Annotated in this window: 15 protein-coding genes and 2 pseudogenes; 10 read left to right on the top strand and 7 right to left on the bottom strand. The window is 69.0% G+C overall.

What is annotated here, in order from left to right; all coding sequences use genetic code 11:
- Position 1: 1 nt before the first annotated feature.
- Positions 2-1,318 (bottom strand): phosphatase PAP2 family protein, encoded by a 1,317-nt coding sequence (locus AB0I94_RS09090; RefSeq protein ID WP_363309027.1) that lies wholly within the window; start codon positions 1,316-1,318, stop codon positions 2-4.
- Between the two features lie 606 nt (positions 1,319-1,924).
- Between AB0I94_RS09090 and AB0I94_RS09095 the strand changes: the two genes are divergently transcribed.
- A complete protein-coding gene (locus AB0I94_RS09095; protein ID WP_363308810.1) occupies positions 1,925-2,182 on the top strand; it encodes a hypothetical protein in 258 nt (85 codons plus the stop codon).
- Here the strand turns inward: AB0I94_RS09095 and AB0I94_RS09100 are convergent.
- Positions 2,167-2,531, bottom strand: a pseudogene (locus tag AB0I94_RS09100) (adenosylhomocysteinase); the annotation flags it as partial. The gene AB0I94_RS09095 and the pseudogene AB0I94_RS09100 overlap by 16 nt on opposite strands.
- Here AB0I94_RS09100 and AB0I94_RS09105 point away from each other — a divergent pair.
- Together AB0I94_RS09105 and AB0I94_RS09110 are read left to right on the top strand one after the other, a co-directional pair.
- Positions 2,532-2,726 (top strand): annotated as a pseudogene (locus AB0I94_RS09105) (hypothetical protein); the annotation flags it as partial.
- 665 nt (positions 2,727-3,391) lie between these two features.
- Positions 3,392-3,832, top strand: coding sequence for a hypothetical protein (locus AB0I94_RS09110; protein WP_363308811.1), 441 nt, complete (start codon positions 3,392-3,394; stop codon positions 3,830-3,832).
- Positions 3,833-3,939: 107 nt separating this feature from the next.
- Here the strand turns inward: AB0I94_RS09110 and AB0I94_RS09115 are convergent, their stop codons facing one another.
- Together AB0I94_RS09115 and AB0I94_RS09120 are read right to left on the bottom strand one after the other, a co-directional pair.
- On the bottom strand, positions 3,940-4,467 hold the full coding sequence (locus tag AB0I94_RS09115) for a 2'-5' RNA ligase family protein (protein ID WP_363308812.1): 528 nt from the start codon (positions 4,465-4,467) through the stop codon (positions 3,940-3,942).
- A gap of 113 nt (positions 4,468-4,580) precedes the next feature.
- Positions 4,581-4,841: a CorA family divalent cation transporter gene (locus AB0I94_RS09120; RefSeq protein ID WP_363308813.1), complete on the bottom strand. Its 261-nt coding sequence runs from the start codon at positions 4,839-4,841 to the stop codon at positions 4,581-4,583.
- 367 nt (positions 4,842-5,208) lie between these two features.
- Between AB0I94_RS09120 and AB0I94_RS09125 the strand changes: the two genes are divergently transcribed.
- The 6 genes from AB0I94_RS09125 to AB0I94_RS09150 all read left to right on the top strand — a co-directional run bounded on the left by AB0I94_RS09125 (position 5,209) and on the right by AB0I94_RS09150 (position 13,875).
- Positions 5,209-9,657 (top strand): hypothetical protein, encoded by a 4,449-nt coding sequence (locus AB0I94_RS09125; protein WP_363308814.1) that lies wholly within the window; start codon positions 5,209-5,211, stop codon positions 9,655-9,657.
- A gap of 139 nt (positions 9,658-9,796) precedes the next feature.
- The gene (locus AB0I94_RS09130) at positions 9,797-10,498 is read left to right on the top strand and encodes a Crp/Fnr family transcriptional regulator (protein WP_363308815.1); all 702 of its coding nucleotides are present in this window, start codon (positions 9,797-9,799) and stop codon (positions 10,496-10,498) included.
- A 111-nt stretch (positions 10,499-10,609) separates the two neighbouring features.
- A complete protein-coding gene (locus tag AB0I94_RS09135; protein WP_363308816.1) occupies positions 10,610-11,416 on the top strand; it encodes a hypothetical protein in 807 nt (268 codons plus the stop codon).
- 277 nt (positions 11,417-11,693) lie between these two features.
- On the top strand, positions 11,694-12,437 hold the full coding sequence (locus AB0I94_RS09140) for a hypothetical protein (RefSeq protein ID WP_363308817.1): 744 nt from the start codon (positions 11,694-11,696) through the stop codon (positions 12,435-12,437).
- Entirely contained in the window at positions 12,434-12,742 is a 309-nt protein-coding gene (locus AB0I94_RS09145) for a helix-turn-helix domain-containing protein (protein WP_363308818.1), read from the top strand. Before AB0I94_RS09140 ends, AB0I94_RS09145 begins: the two co-directional genes overlap by 4 nt.
- The gene (locus tag AB0I94_RS09150; RefSeq protein ID WP_363308819.1) at positions 12,739-13,875 is read left to right on the top strand and encodes a hypothetical protein; all 1,137 of its coding nucleotides are present in this window, start codon (positions 12,739-12,741) and stop codon (positions 13,873-13,875) included. The genes AB0I94_RS09145 and AB0I94_RS09150 overlap by 4 nt, the downstream gene beginning before the upstream one ends.
- A gap of 106 nt (positions 13,876-13,981) precedes the next feature.
- Here AB0I94_RS09150 and AB0I94_RS09155 read toward each other — a convergent pair whose 3' ends face one another.
- The 3 genes from AB0I94_RS09155 to AB0I94_RS09165 all read right to left on the bottom strand — a co-directional run bounded on the left by AB0I94_RS09155 (position 13,982) and on the right by AB0I94_RS09165 (position 16,575).
- A complete protein-coding gene (locus AB0I94_RS09155) occupies positions 13,982-14,650 on the bottom strand; it encodes a nucleotidyl transferase AbiEii/AbiGii toxin family protein (RefSeq protein WP_363308820.1) in 669 nt (222 codons plus the stop codon).
- Between the two features lie 5 nt (positions 14,651-14,655).
- Positions 14,656-15,048 (bottom strand): hypothetical protein, encoded by a 393-nt coding sequence (locus AB0I94_RS09160; protein WP_363308821.1) that lies wholly within the window; start codon positions 15,046-15,048, stop codon positions 14,656-14,658.
- 354 nt (positions 15,049-15,402) lie between these two features.
- On the bottom strand, positions 15,403-16,575 hold the full coding sequence (locus AB0I94_RS09165) for a magnesium and cobalt transport protein CorA (protein ID WP_363308822.1): 1,173 nt from the start codon (positions 16,573-16,575) through the stop codon (positions 15,403-15,405).
- 261 nt (positions 16,576-16,836) lie between these two features.
- On the opposite strand from AB0I94_RS09165, the gene AB0I94_RS09170 reads away from it, so the two are divergent.
- A complete protein-coding gene (locus AB0I94_RS09170) occupies positions 16,837-18,054 on the top strand; it encodes a winged helix DNA-binding domain-containing protein (protein ID WP_363308823.1) in 1,218 nt (405 codons plus the stop codon).
- Positions 18,055-18,058: the final 4 nt, after the last annotated feature.

An 18,058-nucleotide genomic window follows, 5' to 3' on the forward strand; every position in this document is an offset into this window, starting at 1 on the left:
CTCACACCATTTCGGGCTGCGGGTCCGGCGGCCGGAGCGCCGGTGCGGCCTTCGGCTCCCACGCTCCGGTGGTCCGTACGTAGCCGTAGATCACCGAGAGCATCGACAGGATGACGAGAGGGCCGGACACCCACGGGTGGGCGGCCATCTCCATCGGCAGAAAGCGGTACGACACCAGGAGCGCGGCGAAGACCGCCGTGCCGTAAGCGACCAGCTGGACCCCCGACCGGTGCCAGCCGCGGTCGAACGTACGCAGCGCCGCCTCGACGGTGAGCGCGAACACCACACCGGCGACGAGATCCACGCCGTAGTGGTAACCGAAGCCCAGCGTCGCGCCGAGCGTGCAGACCAGCCAGAACGTGCCCGCGTAGCGCAGCAGGCGCGGGCCCTTGCGGGAGTGAATGAAGATCGCTGTCGCCCATGCCGTGTGCAGGCTCGGCATGCAGTTGCGCGGGGTGATCCCGTCGTACGTCACCGGGTGCGGGACGCTGATCTGCGGCGGCGTGTGCGGCCACAGGTTGGCCACGGCCCACTGCACGCCGCCGGTGCCGGAGGTGCCGGGGCCGTAGGCGAAGATCGGGCCGACCACCGGGAAGATCATGTAGAAGGCGGGGCCGAGGAGGCCGATCAGCAGGAAGGTACGCACCAGATGGTGGCGCGGGAAGGCGCGCTCGGCCGCCACGTTGCGCAGCTGGTAGAGCGCGACGGCGACCGCGGCCACCGCGAGCTGGGCGTAGACCAGGTCCAGGACGTGGGTGCTGACCGGTCCCGCGGCCTCCAGCAGCCGGCCCGCGAGCCACGACGGGTTGCCCAGTGCGTGATCGGCCATCGCCACATAGGGGTCGAGCACGGTCGGGCGGGTCTTCGACGTGATGAGCAGCCAGGTGTCACCGGTCTTGCGGCCGGTCACGAGCAGCAGGCCAAGGCCGACGCCCTTCAGCAGCAGGACGCGTTCCTCGCCCGTGCGGCGCGCGATCGCGAAGACCGCGCAGCCCAGCATGGCCCACAACGCGCCGTTGCCGAAGAACTGCCCTTCGGGCACATCGGCGTCGACCGCCCACCGTGCCGCCACGAAGACGACGTCGACGCCGACCGCGAATCCGGCGGCGATGAACCGTTGCCGCCAGGTGAGCACCACCATCATCAGGGCGAGACCGCCGTACAGCGGACCCGGCTTGGGCGCGAAGATCACCTCCCGCACCTGATTGGTGATCGGCCCCGCTACGCCGCCGTAGCGACGCGCGGCGACCTCCAGGGCGATGAGGAACCCCAGGGCCACCGTGCCTGCGGTGGCCCACAGGACGGTTCTGCGGTTTATTCGCGGAAATGTCCGCGAAGGTATAGGTATCAATTGTCTGGCCGATTTGGTCGATGCGGTGGGAGTAGGTCGAGGCGCTGGTCGCGAGGCCGATCATGCCATTGGGACGAGCGCCGCCTGCAGCCAGTCCCGCCGCACGCTCCAGTCGCACCCTGCTGTCGTCCAACCACTTCGGTGTGCCTGGATCGCCCGGGGCGAGGTACGCGCGGATGACGTCCCCGAAGACCAGGAGCGCACGCCGTACCTGGTCCGGTCGGACCAGTCCACGCCCTCGGCGTAGAGCATGAGTCTGAAGATGCGAGCAGACTTTGACGCTCATCTCGCTCTTTTCACAGCGGTGGTCCCGAGGGCCGCCCTCGAGTCCGTGGACGCCGTTGGGCGACCCTTTCGGCGCTGGTCAGCGCAGGGCGTCAGCGATGCGCTCTCGGAGTCGTGGGTCGCGGACCTCACTGATGTCGCGCCAGGCTGAGTCGGAGACCTCGTCGGTCTGGAGCCGGCCGACGTCGGCGGTGGTGGTGCGGAAAGGGAAGCGGAAGTCGAAGTGCTGGTGGGCGGGTTCGTTCTTGGCCCAGCGGCCTGGAGCAGGGTGTTGTCGACGGGTTCTAGGTGGCCTCCGGGCAGAAGCCAGTTTCCAGTGGCGAGGTGGTGGATGTGCGGGACGTGGTGGGCGGCGTCGACGAGGATCGCGCCGGCGGTGGCGTGGCCGGGCAGGGTGGCGCGGTGGGTGAGGTCGTCGCTGTCGTCGAGGAGACCGCGTACGGCGTCGAGTTCGCGTTTGTCCTCGGGGTGCTGGTGGAGGCAGGCGGCGATGGTGGTGCGGATGTGGTCTGCTGTGATGGGCATGGTGATCACCTGTTGAAGTAGGAGAGCCAGGTCGCCGCGATGGCTTCGCGGTCGGGTGCGGAGACCTCGTGGATGCCGGGGGCGAGGTCGTCGAGGGTGAGCATCCTGATCGCGGCGAGGATTTCGGCCTGGACCAGGAAGATGAACGGTCCAACGCTGGCGCCGTGCAGGAAGTTGACGGCGTTGCCGCCGTTCGCCAGATAGAAGTAGTGGCCGGTGGTCTGGTACCGAGTGATGTGGTCGCCGACCTGTGTGCGGGTGTAGACATCGGGCAGCCCGGTGAGGTCGAGTTCGTCCTCGCTGGAGGTGACGTGGCGACGTAGGCGCCGTTGCGCAGGTGGGAGAAGTCCTCACCGCGTAGGGACACGGCGCGGTCGTCGCGGAGATGTCCGGCAACCTGGCGACTTCAGCACGTACGTACGAGACACTCGCCGTCGACGACCGGCTCTCCCGCCGTGACCGGGCCAGAGCGCGCCTGTGGGTGGGCACCGCGCTGAGCAAGGACGGCAACCACGACTACGCGACCCGCGTCATGCAGGCCGCGACCCGCGAATTCGAAGACCTCAGACTGGCCCACTTCATGCCAGAGGCGGGCGGGAAGGGGCGAGCGGCCGTCGACGCCTTGCTCGGAGTGGTCCCTGAGTACATCCTCCCTGAGTACATCCCAGAGGACTTCGCGAGCGCCTGAGGGAACGGGTGGCACAGCACATGCTGTGCCACCCGTTTTCTGTATATGCACGCTGGCTGGTGTTGCGCCAACCCGCACGCTCAGCGCCTCGTCGCAGAGCAGTCGCGGTCTCCGCTGAGCTATTGCCCTCGGCGCCAAGTAGCGCTTCGATCGGCCGCGGCGGAGTTGTGGCCGGTTTCGCGAGCCAAGGCGTTAGCGGCCATGACGCCCTGCGGCAGACGATCCGCGAGGGATCATCGGCGTGAAGATCACAAAATGCCGCATTTATCGTGCAGACTTTGATCTCTTGCGGCGGGAGTATGCGGACGAGGACGGCGGGTCAGCGACCCAGGTGCTTCGCGTGTCATGGGGCCAACCGGAAGGGGTGCGTGGTGACATGGGCCACCTTGGCTTTGGGGATCCCCGCGCTCTTGGGTCCCTTGGGGCTTCTGCTGTCCCAAGTCCGTGTCGTGGCAGGGCGACGGCGCCGGTGAGGCCCACCGCGAACCGGGTCGCCTTGGCCCTGGTGCGCGGGTGGCGGCCGGGCAGGCTAGTTTGCCTGGATGAGTCTTCTTGATGATGTGGCCGAGCGCGACGGCTGGCGGTGCTGGGTGTGTGACGAACCGGTCGACCCCGACGAGTCGGTGAACGACCCGAGGGGGCCCAGTGTCGACAGCCGGACCGCCGACCGGAAGGCCAAGGTCACCGAGCGGCTCGCGCACCGCGGGTGCAATAGCCGCAAGGGTGCGGTCAAGGTGGTCATCGCCTGGCCGGAGCGCCTGTACGTAGTCGAACCCGCGCCGCTGATCGCCGTGGCCGACAGGCTGGAGCGCAAGGGGGGCCGCGAGATGGTGGGCCGTTGTCCGACCAGGAAGGACGCCCAAGAGACGGCGGATTGGCTGGTGGACCGGTTCTCCCGACTGCTGCCGGGGGTGCCGGTGACCGCCGGCATCGAGGCGGGCGGCGGCCAGTTCCTCGTCATCCTGGCCACCGGCCGCCGCTGATCGGGGATCATCCCTCAGGTTCGACTGGTCCCCGGGATATGCCCGAGGATGGGGCGCCGACCTCGGGCTGTGTTCGCGGCCACGGGCGAGGGACTGGCGGGCGGTGTTTACGGCCCGTCCGGGACGCCGAGCGGCACGGTGAACCGCGGCTGCCAGCTTTCCTCCGTCAGCGCCACCAGCTGGACCGCCGTCGCACGGGTGTGCAGCGGCAGCAGACTGCCGATCGCAGCGCGGACATGGGCGGCAGCTGTCGGGTCGTCCGCACCCATAGCGACCGTGACATGGGCGGCGGGCTGCGCCCCGAAGCGGCCCTTGTACGGGCGTAACCCGGGCCACTGGGTGCGGAACGCATCGACGATCTTTTGGAGTCCCGGAACGGTGACGGCGACGAAGCCGGACGCCGTCACGACCTCCTCCAAGAGCAGATCAGCTGCCGGAAAACTCGCAGCCAGGGCACGCACGCCCTTCTCGTCCTGCTCTGTCAGCGCCGATTCCGGCACGAACGGGTAGAGGAGCGAGACGTGCGCCGGCACCCCAGGACGCACCAGAGCCGGGTCGATACGCCACGCCGCATCAAGGAGCGGGGCGGCATCGGGCAAGACAATGACGACGGCAGTGGTCCCTGGCTCTGGCACGCCGTCATCATCGCAGGCCAGTCCGCTACTGCGCGCGTCGCACCGGGAGGTGGGCGAGGCGAGGCTCTCATGGGACCTCTTACGTGAAGTCCATCAAGTATCCCGACTCCCCACTACAGCCAGTCCCGCCGCTTGAAGATGAAGTACAGGCTCACGCAGACCAGGGCCATCAGCCCGATCGCGAACAGGTAGCCGAACGTCCAGTGCAGCTCCGGCATTTCGTCGAAGTTCATGCCGTAGATCGTTCCCACCAACGTGGGTGCAAACAAGATGGCCGCCCAAGAGGAGATCTTCTTGAAGTTGTCTTCCAGGTGGTGCTGACCTGCGACGATGCGATCACCAACGTCTCTGATCAGCGCTGATGCTGCTTTCATTGCCTTTCAGGCTGACGTCGCGTTGCGCACCTGATTCTCCCCACGCCCTCCCCAGTAGCGTTCGTACTCCCCAGGTTCTCCCCAGAGATAGCCCACATCGCGGGCTGTTGTTGGCATTGGCCCGTCAACGGTTCGGTTCTTGGGTTTGATTGATGATGAGCACAACCCGGGAATGAGGTGCCGTCAATGGAGCGTGTGCCGTTGGCGCATTGCATCGCCGGGCACGCTGCGCAGGCTGTTGTAGAAGGCGGATCGCCGCCAGCTCTGCCCGACGAGGCTTGCTCAGTGGTCATCCCGTACATGCGGTAGCGTCCGCGCACGCGCGCGGCCCATCTTGGCCGAGCCGAGGAGCGGGGGGGGGGGCACGGTGGCACCGCGGCTGGGCGGCGAGACGGACAAGTTCGGCAACCGCTACGAGGGAGCCTGGACGATCAGACATGCCCTATACGTACTGCTGGGCTCGGGCATATCGCTCTGCGTCGAACCGGGTGGGCCGCTGGGCGACGGGGTCGAGTTCGTCTACCGGCACGACCACGGGACGGAGGTACACCAGGTCAAGCGACAAAACCGTAACGCGAACAGCTGGAATGTGGCCTCTCTCCGCGACAAGGGAGTGTGGGAGAGTCTGCGTTCGCATGTCGAGGCTGGCCGGGTGTTCCACTTTGTCTCCGTAGTCCCCGCCCGTGCGCTTGACGAACTCGCTGACCGCGCTCGCCGCTCCGACGATGTCGCCTCCTTCCAGGCAGAGTGGCTGACGGACGGACTCCGGGGCCCCTTCGACGCCCTCGCCTCGGGTGGCATCTACGGTTCGACGGCGACGGCTTGGAGGATGTTGAGAGGGCTCCGGGTGGAGTGGCACGACGAACGGGACCTCGTGCACACCAACGCCGTCCTGGCCGAACAGGTCTTGGTCGGAGCACCGGGCCGCCTGGCGGCGCTCGCCCTCGGCCAAGTCCTGCTCGACAACCTGGGAACCACACTCGACGCCGCGGCCCTCACCAGCCGGCTGGTGCCGTACGGACTGCGGGGCATCGTGCGGGCCGACGCTGTCGCGGTGTCCGACGCTGTGAGAACGGTGACGCGCCGGTGGGCGGCGAGTGTCGAACGCACGCTGCTCCGGCCCGCAATCCCCCGGGAGGAGGCCGCTTGCCTCGTGGCGGAGGTGAGGGAGGGCACCCGGCGGCTCGTCCTGCTGACCGGAACCGCGGGCGGCGGGAAGAGCGCCGTGCTGCACCAGACCTTCACCGCCCTCGACGAGGCGGCCACTCCGGTTCTCGCTTTCCGTCTCGACCGCCTGGAGCCCTTCGGCTCGACCCATGAACTGGGGCAGCGTGTCGGCCTGCCCATGTCCCCGGTCGGCGCTCTCGGCGCAGTGGCGGACGGGCGGCCATGCGTCCTCGTCGTGGACCAGCTCGACGCCGTCAGCATGGCGTCGGGACGCATCCCAGAAACCTTCGACGCGGTGGCCGACCTGGTGGACGAGGCTGCGGCGCATCCAGGCATGCGGGTGGTCCTGGCCTGCCGCACGTTCGACGCCGAGGCCGACGCCCGCATCCGCAGGCTCGCCACCCCGGACCATTGCTCGCACGTCACGGTCGGGCCGCTCTCCGACGCCCAGGTCGATGTCGCCGTCACCGGCATGGGCCTGGAGACCTCCCGACTGGCCCCGCCGCAAAGGGCGTTGCTGCGCTCACCGCTGCATCTCGTCCTCCTCGCCCAGGTCGCGGATCAGGAGGAGGCTCTCCTCTTCCACACCACCCGGCAGCTTTTCGACGCTTTCTGGGACACTAAACAGGAGGCGTGCGCCCGGCGTCCGTCCGTACGCTTCCACAACGCGGTCTCGGCCGTCGTCGCCGCCATGAGTGTGCGCCAGCGGCTGTCCGTGCCGCAAAGTGTGCTCGACACGGACGACCTCGCCGCCAGCCGGAAGGTACTGGAGTCGGAGCACGTCTGTGTGCGCGACGGCCGGCAACTGGCCTTCTTTCACGAGAGCTTCTTCGACTACGCCTTCGCCCGCGACTGGCTCCGGCGGGAAGAGAGCCTGGTCGCCTTCCTCACCGGTGGGGAGCAGGAGTTGTTTCGCCGCGGACAGCTTCGGCAGGTGCTCGATCACCTGCGGGATCTCGACCCGGAACGGTTCGCCGAGGAGGTCGAGGCGCTCCTGACCAGTCCGGACATCCGCTACCACCTCAAGCACCTGATCCTGGCCGTGCTGCGTGGCCTGGACGCTCCCACCGCTATCGAGTGGGGCGTCGTCGCCCGTGTGCTGGACACGCGCCCGTGCTTCCGTGACCGCCTCGTCGATATGCTCGGCATGCCCGCCTGGTTCCGTCGCGGGGACGACGAGGGGGTCTTCGAGAACTGGATCGACAGCGCCGACACAAGAGAACAGGACTGGCCGGTAAGGCTGTTGGTGTCGGTCGCTGATGCCCTGCCCGACCGGGTGGCCCGCCTCCTGGAACCGCACATCGCTGCCCCCGGGTACGGTGCGTGGCTGAGCCGGATCGTGCTCCATGCCCGCCTCGCCGACAGCCGACCGCTCTTCGACCTCCTGCTCGACGGCGTACGAGCGGACCTCTTCACCGGGGCCGAACACACTCTCTGGGTCCCGCTGGGCGACCTGGCGGCCGAAGAGCCCACGTGGGTGGTCGAGTTGCTGAGCGTGCTGCTGGCGGAACGCCCGGACGCCCTCCAGCTCGACGACCAAGGCAGGGTCGCGCTACTGCTGAACCGAGACCACGCGGTGCTCCGGACGGTGACCGCCGCCGCTATCGGCGCACCGGAGGAGTTCTGCGTCCGGATGCTGCCGGTCCTCCTGGCCGTGATGCGCCTGACCGCCCTTCCGATGCGGACGGGGCGGCCCGCCCATGACCGCCACTTCTCGTACCGCCATCCTGGGGGCGGCCCCGGCGACCTGGGCGACGCCCTGCTGCAAGGCACCGCCACAGCTCTGCGGATCACAGCGGGCCGGGACGCCGTGCGAGCGCGTCAGCTCGTGGAACATCTGGTGAACGAGTCGTACGAGGCGGCACAGTGGCTGCTCTACCAGGTGCTGGCGGAAGGGGGCTCCGAGCTCGCCCCGTGGTCTGCTGACATTCTTCTTGAGGGCGGGCATCGTCTGCTGTCCGGCTACGTCGCCAATGCCGTGTGGGGTGCCCGGCAGGTCCTCCACGCCATCGGTGGCGCCCTGCCCGACGATACTTTCGGGCGGCTGGAGCAGTCCCTGCTGCACCTGCGACTTCGTCGGGACGAGAAGCTCTCGCCCTGGCATGAGTTCACCCTGTTGACGGCGCTGCCTGAAGAGAGGCTGTCCGAGCGGGCGACGCGTCGGCTCGGAGAGCTCCGTCGGCTCCACGGCGACCGGCGGGAGCCGGACGAACCGGAGGGGGTGACGGGTGGGTTCGTCGGACCGCCCATCCCGGCACAAGCGGCCCGCTACATGAGTGACGACCAGTGGCTGAGGGCCATGAGGAAGCACAGTCGGGACCGAATCGACTGGGCGACCCAGACCGGCGGGGCGCGCGAGCTGTCCCACGTGCTGCAGAGCATGACGGTGGAGGACCCCGGTCGGTTCGCCCGGCTCGCCGTGCGGATCGACGCAGGGACGCACCCGGCGTACGGTGCCTCGCTACTCCTCGGCTTGGGGGAGGCCGAGCCATATGACGATCCGGAGACTGTCTTCGAGGCGGTGCGCCACTGCGCGCGCAGGGGTCGGCCAGAGATGGATCTGTGGCTGGGGCACGCCCTGCGGAAGTACCTTGACCACGTGCCGCTCGACCTGGTGGAGGCGCTCCTGACCTGCGCTCTCGACTCGGGTGAGCTTAGCGACGCCGCCGATCCGTCCGGCGCGGACGGGGACAACGTGACGCGTGACCTGCTCACCGCCGGGATCAACACCGTACGGGGCAGCGCGGCCGAGAGCCTGGGCGATCTGCTCGTCCATGACGCCGACGGGTCCCGCGCCGCCCTGATCGTCCCTCACCTGGGCCGACTAGCGGCCGACCCCTCCCTCGATGTCCGGGCGTGCGTGGCCCATGTGGTGCGTGCCGCGATCCGTCACGACCGCCCGGCGGCAGCCGATGCCTTCGCGGTGCTCGTCCAGGCTCCCGACCATCTGCTGGCGTCACCGTACGTAGCCCGCCTGGCCGTTGTCCTGATGCGCGGAGACCCGGAGTCGGCCGGACCACTGACGGAACGCATGCTGCGCTCCCCGTTGGCGCCGGTGCGCCGGGCCGGCGGCCAGGCCGCCGCGCTGGCCGCGATGGAGTGGGAGACGCCTGGCCTGCTGGCCGAGGTGCTTGCCGGGAACGACGTGGCACAGAGACAGGGAGCGGCGGACGTGTGCGCCCAGCGCCTCCTGAACACAGGTGACGCGGCGCTCGCCCATCACGCACTCGTACGGTTCTTCCACGACTCCGAGGAGGGCGTGCGGGAAGCCGCCGCAGCAGTGGCCGCCGCGCTGCGCGGCCGACGTCTGGGGCCCTATCGGCGGACACTGATTGCACTGATCGACTCCCACGCCTTCGGGGCCGCCCTGCCTCAGCTGCTGATCACGCTCGAGGACGCCCCGGACCGGGTCGACGAACTGGTTCTGGTATGCGCGCGGCGCTTTGTCGCGGTATTCGGAACTGCTTCGGCCGACTTGGCCCGTGGTGCGGCGGCCGATGCCCGCGACATCGGCCGACTGCTGGTCCGCGCGTATATCCAGGCAACTGCCCCCGCGAGCCGGTCCGCGATCCTCGATCTGCTGGACCGACTGCTGCTCCTCGGGTCCTACGGCGTGGCTGAGGCGATCAACGACTCCGACCGGAGCTGAACGGAACCGGCCCTGCATGGGTCCGGCCCGCAGGGATGCTCCCGCTGTGCGCTGCCGCGCGCCCCAGCGTGCGTCTGGCGCACCGGCGGACCAGGCGGAAGCGTTCACCGCCGCGGTGACCGAGTGCTGTGCTGAGCAGATGATGAACGGCTCGAACCTCAACAGCCGAGCGGCCTTCCTCGACACGTTGTCGCCCGAAGAACGCGCGGCCTTCACTCGGCTCGGTACGCGACGCCGCTACGCCATGGGAGACGTACTCATCCACGAGGGCGACCATGAACAGGAGCTGGTGGTCCTGATCGAAGGCCGGGTGAAGGTGACCGCCCGGCTGGACCGTGACCGGGTGTCGCTGATGGACATCTGGAACGCCGGGGACATCGTGGGTGAGATGGCGACGATGGGTGTCGGACCGCGATCAGCCACGGTCACCTCCTGCGGCGACGTATTCGCCACTGTCGTCCCGCGCAACGAACTGGAGCTCTTCCTCCTCGCCCACCCCGAGACGTCACTGGCGCTTAATCGCTTGCTCTGCGGCAGGTTGCGCCGGGCGGACCGCCTACGGCTGGAGCTGGGCGGATACCCGGTCCCAGTCAGGCTGGCGCGCGTTCTCGTCGAACTGGCAGTCACACACGGGCAACCCGAACGGAACTCACTGCGCATCGACGTGAACCTTTCCCAGGACGAGTTCGCCGCCCTCACCGGAGCCAAGACGCGCAGCGTGCACGAAGCACTTGCGCAGCTGCGGAACAAGGGCATCATCACCACCGGCCTCCGGAAGACCTACGTGCGGGACCTGGCCCGCCTGTGCAAAGCAGCTCGGCTGAGTTTCCCGATCGCCTAGGGCCATAGCCAGAAAGCCGCATTAATGCGGCTTTCTGTGCCGCTCTCACCCCTTCCACCCACAGTTGGCATGCACTGCAACCCAACCCCCTGTGGAAGGTGGCGAGTTGCCATGAAAGAGATCTCTCCTCCCCGACCACCGGTCGGCCTGCCGCACCGCCGGTTGTGCCTGGCCGTGGACGTGGAGCAGTACAGCCGTCTCGACACCCTGATGCAGTCGGCCGTCCAGTCAGAGCTGGTTCGGATGCTGGATGAGGCGGCGGCGCTGACCGGGCTGGACCGGGCGGCCTGGATGCGCCAGCCGCAGGGCGACCTGGAGTTCGCCGTCCTCCCTGAGGCCACGCCGGAGCATGCCGTGCTGGGCCCCTTCGTGCACCACCTCGCGGTCCGCGTCGGGGACCGTAACACCTGCCCGGCCGCTCAGCGGGTCAGGCTGCGGATGGCCGTGGATACCGGCATGGTCGCGACCGCCGCCCTCGGCCACGCGGGCCCGGCCCCGGTCGCCGTGGCGCGTTACGTCAACGCGCCCCAGCTCAAGGCTGTACTCGCGACCCTCACCGCGGCAGATCTCGCGGTCATCGTGTCGGACCGGTTATACCAGGACATCGTGCGGTCCGGGCGGCGTGGGCTCGACCCCACGCAGTACGTGCGGGCCCATGTGCGGGTGAAGGAGTTCGGCGGCTACGGCTGGATCCGTGTGCCGGGCCATGCACCGGACGACGTGCGGTCGGCGGTGGCGGAGTCGCCGGAGCCGGACCAGAAGCCCTCGCCTGAGGCCGACGCCCCGAGCCGGACGACTCGAACGGATCTGTCCCAGTATGTCCACCAGGGTGCCGCCGTCGGCAGGGACGTCGTCGGCGGTCTCACCGTCGGTCTGCCCGTGGCCCCTCCGCCAGCCAGCTCCGGGCCCGCCCGATGACGGCCCCCAACGAGGCACCGCCCTGGCGCGAGCGGGGTGACAGCCAGTGGGCGGACTACGGGGTGAACGTCGGCCACGCCGTGTACGGAGGTATTCACCTCCACCCGCCCGCCTTGCCCGCCGCACGGCCCCGGCGCCGGAACGGGACGGCGCACCCGGCCCGCATGACGTGGCACAGGTCTGTGCGGTCGGCCCTGACCGACCTCGCACGTGCCTGCGGCCGAGCCACCGCCGCCCTGATACACCTCCGGCCCGACGAGGCCGGAAAGGAGGAGGAATGACATCGACCGGAGCCGGGAGCCTCTTCGCTCGGATCGACCGGGGCATCCTCGGGCCGCCCGCCGCGACGCGGCCGTCCCTCACAGTGCACGTCGGCTCCCGCGCGGTCCTGCTCTCGCTGGAGGAGAGCAGGAAGGCGCTCTACGGCCCACGGCGGGACGCCGCGCTGGGTGCGGCGGTGTGGCGGCAGGCCGTCTCCGAGGCCCGGCGGGAGCCGCGGGACGGCGACGGCAGCGGACGGCTGCTCGTCGCCTGGCTGGCCCTCCCCGGGCTCTACCGGAACTTGTACCGGATCTTGCGCCTCTGGCGGCGGGTAGAGCGGGCTGATCTGGAGGCCGAGGCCGTTCTGGCCGTGCTTGCCGCCCTCGATGCGGCGGACACGGACTGCCCGGACACGGGCGGCTGTCTGGTCAAGGAGGCGGTGAATCGAATGTGGGCCTACGCGAAGCGCGTCACGCGGGAGATCCCCGTCGTCGACATCGGTGCCTTCGCCGAGGCCCGAAACTCCACCGCACCGGTGGAGGAACGGCTCCGCCCGGCCGGGGGATGGGAAGTGCATATCACACCCCCGCCCCGCCGAGAGGGCCTGTACGCCACGCTCCGCTTCGCTGAGCCGCACCCCCGGCAAGACGGCCGAAGGACCGGTGCCCGCCTTCCCGACATGGTGTTCCGGGCTCGCCGCCATGAGGAGGCCGACCTCATCGGCACGCTGGTCCTGCTCCCCGCGGGAGCCCGGCGGTGAGCGGGCGGTCCGGTCGGCCGCTCGGCTTCGCGGAGGCTCTTGACCTGCCCCTGAGTGTCGACCTGCGCACAGCCGCCCGCGCCTTCGGCATCTGCCCTGCGACGGCGTACAAGCTGATCCGCCTCGGCGTATTCCCGTGCCCCGTGCTGCGGGTCGGCGGACGCTACCGCATCCCTACCGCCTACCTGCTGCGCACGCTCGGCATCGAGGAGCGTCCGGTGTATGCGGTCCCCCTGGAGGACGACGCGGCGCCCGCAGCCAGGTCCCACGACATCCACGCCCACGCATCGGAGGTTCCCGCATGATCACGGCACCGACGCTCCGACAGGAGTCCGACCAGCCCCGGATGTGTTTCGTCGTCGGCCCCATCGGCGACCCGCACGCCGCGCACGACAGCCCCGAGCGCGAGGCGTACGAGCACCACCTCGGCATCTTCGAGCAGGTGATCGCCCCCGCCTGCGAGAAGTACGGCATCAGCGCCGTGCGCGCGGACGGCATTGCGCACGCCGGTGACATCAACGAGCAGATCTGTCGGCACGTCGTCGAGTCCGACCTGGTCGTTGCGGACGTCAGCGGCGGCAACCCCAACGTGATGTACGAGCTGGGCCTCCGGCACATCACCGGCAAGCCGACGATCCACATCGGGGAGGCCGGGCAGCTGCCCTTCGACATCGCATCGATCAGGACGATCCGCTACCAGCGGACGCGCAGCCATCTGGCCGGAGCTCGCAAGGAGATTGAGAGCGCCCTGGAGGCCGGGCTCCGGGACGGCTTCGAACTTCTCACGCCAGCGCGGGTGCTGCGCGGAATTCAGACCGGTGACGGGCCGCCCTCCGGATCGGAGTTCGACGACGGAGGGAAGGAGGAGGACGAGGACCCGCCCGGTCTGCTCGACGACTTCGCCGTTATCGAGGACGGGTTGGACGAGATGACCGCCGACATGGAGGCGATCACGAAGACCATCGAGACGATCGGAGCACTGACCGACCAGTCCGGTACCGAGATGCTCGACCTGACTCAGGCGAACGCGCCCGCGAGCGCACGGCTCGCCGCCGTCGCCCGGTACGCGGAGACGATCAGTGCACCGGCGGGCGAACTGAACACCGTCGCCGCTGCGTTCGCGGAGCGGATGGCGACCCTGGACAGCGGGGTGCGGGCCGCCCTGGGGTTGATCGAGATGACACCTCCAGACGAACGCGGTGAGGAAGCGGAGGAGTTCCTGGAGCAGCTGATGTCCCTGGACGAGGCTGCGCAGGACGGGCTGGTGCAGATCAGTTACTTCGGCTCCTCGGCGGGCTCTCTGGTTCGGGTGAGTCGGCACCTCCGCAAGCCGGTGAGGGAGATCTCCGCCGCGGTGAAGCAATTGACCTCCGCCATCACGAGGATGGGGGAGTGGGCGACAAAGGCCCGTGCCCTGGCGAACAAAGCCACCGCATGACACTACATTGCAGGACCCGGACCTCTTTCAGAGGCCCGGGTCCTGTGCGTCACGCCTGCTGCTTGCACCCTCACAGCCTGGCAGATGCGGTCTCGCCCGGCCGTGTTCAGTCGATGTCGAGGTCACTGGACTCTTCGAGGAGGCGGCTCGCGAGGTCGTCGGCCCATTCCAGGGCCCAGGTGCGCAGAGCGGTGATGGTGGGTTCGTCGAGGCCGTAGGCGGTGAAGGCTTCGTCGTCGGTCCACTCTGCGCCGGTGAGGTTCGCTTGGAGGTCCTCGCGCTCGAAGCGGCCGCGGGCATGGCGGCGGCCGAACTCTTCGAGCTCGGTGTTGCTCCAGCGGTGCGAGGCTGCGTACACGTCGATCAGGTCGCGGGGCGCTCCGCGGTCGGCGAGGGCGCGTACCTTGGTCCCGATCACGTCCTCCTCGGCGAGGACGGGGCCGTACGGGCTCTGGGCGATGGGTCGCCAGAAGATCTCTTTGAGGATGTCGACTTCGCACTCCTGCCCGGTGGCGGGGTCCGTCACGGTGAAGCGAGCGGACAGCGGGGCAGTCTCCAGCGCCTGCACCTTCCAGCCCCGGGCTGTCAGGCCGCTGCAGAGTGCGGCCGCAATATCGGCCATGGGGGCCGGGTTCTCGGTGGCGACATCGAGGTCTTGGCTGGGTCGGTTCACGAGGCGATGCGCCCTCACGGCGTACCCGCCGGTGAGGACCAGGGGATACGGCGAGCCGAGGGCGATCACATCCGCCAGGAGCCGTGTGTGCAGCTCCGGCATGTCCGTCACGCGGCTGCCCGGGTGCGGCAGGCGAGCTCGGTGAAGGCGGTCTCCCACACGGTGCGCACGGTGCGACCGACGAGAGTGCGCAACACCGGCCACAGCTGGAGGAGCAGGTCTTGGTTGAGGTAGCGGGGCAGATCGTCGTGCAGACCCTCGTGCAGGACGGTGCGGTACAGGCCCATGCGCTGGCGAGGATTGCCCAGGTCGTACGAGGTCATTCCGGACCAGGCCAGGTGCAGCGGCAGCTCCACGACACCTTGGGCCGGTCCGTGCAGCTCGTCAAGCGACTCCGGTAGACGGAGCCGGAACTTTTCCCGGTACAGCGCGAGATCCTCGGCGTCTGCGCCCGAGAGGTTCCTTGTCCCGGGTCCGGTGTGCTGCGGGTGGGAGGCCATGACCCCATTATGGCGGCCGCAGAGGGGCGAGGTCTTGCGGCTCCAGCCATGGAGCCAATGTCGCTGTCTGTTATCCATCGCGGATGCGGCAACGGACACCGGCGAGACGCTTTGCGGGAATCGGGACGGCGCAGCGGATGCTGGCACAGGGCCTGTGCCGTCAGCCAAATCTCCCCGGATTCTCCCCAGCGGCCTCAGGAGGGTGAAAAGTCCTGGTCAGATGCGTAACAGAGGCAGGTAGACGAGATCACTCGCATCACGTCTCCCCAGAAACTCCCCAGGGCCCGTCATGGCTCTGTTTTCGGTAGATGCAAGAGTAAACCGTGCGAAGTGCTTGAGGGGCTGCTGCCCCTCCTAGAGCCAGTCTCTTCGCTTGAAAATCAAGTACAAACTGATACAAACAACCCCCATCAGGCCGATCGCGAACGGGTAGCCGAACGTCCAGTGCAGCTCCGGCATCTCGTCGAAGTTCATCCCGTAGATCGTTCCCACCAGCGTGGGAGCAAACAAGATGGCCGCCCACGACGAGATCTTCTTGATCTCCTCGTTCTGTTCGAAGCCCGCCTCCGCCAGTGCCCGCATCTCCGCGTTCTGCTGCTGTGTGACGAGCGTGGAGTTGACCGTGAGGATGTCGGTGAGGGCCTGGCGGAAGCCGTCGACGCGTTCGCTGGTGTGCGTGACGTGGTCGGCGACGTCGCGCAGGTAGCGCTGGAGTTCCTCGTCGGTGCGGTACTTCGCGAAACCCGCCATCAAGGAGTGCAGCATGGCCACCAGGGGGCGGGTCGCCCGCTGGAACTCGACCATTTCCCGGGAGAGTTCGTAGATGCGGCGCGAGACCTCCGGGTCGCCCCTGAAGACCTCGGTCTCGATCTCGTCGATGTCGTTCTGGACTCCGGCCACGACCGGGGCGTACCCGTCGACCACCGCGTCCAGGATCGCGTACAGGACCGCCTCGGGGCCGAGTTTGAGGAGTTCCGGGCTCTCCTCCATGCGGCGGCGTACGGCGGTCAGGTCCGGGGCGGCGCCATGGCGCACCGTGATGACGAAGTCGGGGCCCACGAACACGTGCAGCTCGCCGAAGTCGACTTCCTCCTGGGCGTCCAAGTAGCGGGCCGCGCGCAGGACGACGAAGAGTGTCTCGCCGTAGCGCTCCAGCTTCGGCCGCTGGTGGGCCTCCATCGCGTCCTCGACGGCGAGCTCATGCAGATCGAACTCGGCGGCCAGCGAGAGGAGTTCGGCCTCCGTGGGGCGTGCGAGGCCGATCCACGCCATGCCGTCCCGCTGCTCGCGCAGCTCCCGGAAGGTGTCGGCGAGGGAGGCGGGCGTCGCGACGCGGACCCCGTCCCGGTAGAGCGCGGCCTGTACGACACTCGCGGCGTCCGGTGGTCCCGGGGAGGGGGACGCGGGCTGGGTCTCAGGATTTGTCTGGTCCCCGTTCCCCGCGGCCGAAGAGGCCTTGGGCGGGGCGGTCCGCCGCCAGCCGTGCCTCTTCGCGATCGGTGCGGGTCGGGGCCGGCGCTCCGCCATGCTGGCTGCCTCCGATGTCGGATCGCTGTCGATCGTCGTACGTCGAGCGTCGAACGTGTGTCTTGTCGGCTCCGAAGCAGGATATACGGCCCAAAAGTCGCGAGCTCGACGGGCTTGGCACCGTCTCGGCGCGCTCAGGCGTGCTCAGGTGTGCTCCGGGCCATGTCCCGACTCGCTCCAGGCCGCCTCCCGGCCCCCCGAATCCTGTCCGGCCAATCTTGCGGACAGAAGATGTCCGCAAGTCCCGCTAGCGTGCGCTGCATGACGAACACGCCGAGGACGCCGAGGATGCCGAGGACCGCGAAGCCGAAGGGCGCCGGCACCCAGCCGAAGGCCACCCGTACCAAGGCCCCCGAGCCCACTGCCCCCGTACTCAGCACGCGCGCCCTCAACCGCGCCACCCTCGACCGTCAACTCCTCCTGAGCCGCTCGGCCCGCCTCTCCGTCGAGGGCGCCGTCGCCCACCTCCTCGGCCTCCAGGCGCAGAACGTGAAGCCGCCCTACTTCGCCCTCGCCGCCCGGCTGGAAGGGTTCGACCCCGAGAGCCTGTCCGCGCTCCTCGCCTCCCGCGATCTCGTACGCATCGTCACCATGCGCTCCACCATCCACCTGCACACCGCCGACGACGCCCTCACCCTGCGCCCGCTGGTGCAAGGCGCCCGCGACCGTGAGCTGCACGCCTTCCGCAACGGACTGACCGGCGTCGATCTGGGGGAACTCGCCTCGCTCGCCCGCGCCGCCGTCGAGGAGGAGCCCCGGACGATGAAGCAGCTGCGGGAGGTCCTGCTGCCCCGCTGGCCCGACGCCGACCCGCAGTCGCTCGCCGTCGCGGCCCGCTGCTCGCTGCCACTGGTCCAGGTCACCCCGCGCGGACTGTGGCGGCGCAGCGGGCAGGTCGCGCTCACCACCGCCGAGCACTGGCTGGGCCGCCCGAGCGAGCCGGTGCCCGCCCCCGACGCCACCGTCCTGCGCTATCTCGCGGCCTTCGGGCCCGCCTCGGTCAAGGACATGCAGACCTGGGCGGGCCTGACGCGGCTGCGGGAGGCCTTCGAGCGGCTGCGGCCCCAACTGCGTACGTTCCGCGACGAGAACGGCGTCGAACTCTTCGACCTCCCCGACGCGCCACGCCCCGACGCGGACACCCCGGCCCCGGCACGTTTCCTGCCCGAGTTCGACAACCTCCTCCTGTCCCACGCGGACCGCGCCCGGATCGTGCCGCCCGAGTACAAGGGCCGTACCTGGAAGGGGAACTTCGCCTACAGCGTCTTCCTGGTCGACGGCTTCCTCGCGGGCGTGTGGCGCGTCGAGGAGGGCGCGGGGGCGGCCAAGGGCTCCGCTGTCCTCACCGTCGAACCGTTCGGAGCCCTGACCAAGGCGCAACGGAACGAAGTGACCGAAGAGGCCGAGCGGCTGCTGAGCGGGCCGATGCACCAGGCCGCCACGTACGACATCCGCTTCGGCACGGTCATCGAGCGGTGAGCAG

It is taken from the genome of Streptomyces sp. NPDC050147, from assembly GCF_040660195.1.
In the GTDB taxonomy this organism is placed as follows: domain Bacteria; phylum Actinomycetota; class Actinomycetes; order Streptomycetales; family Streptomycetaceae; genus Streptomyces.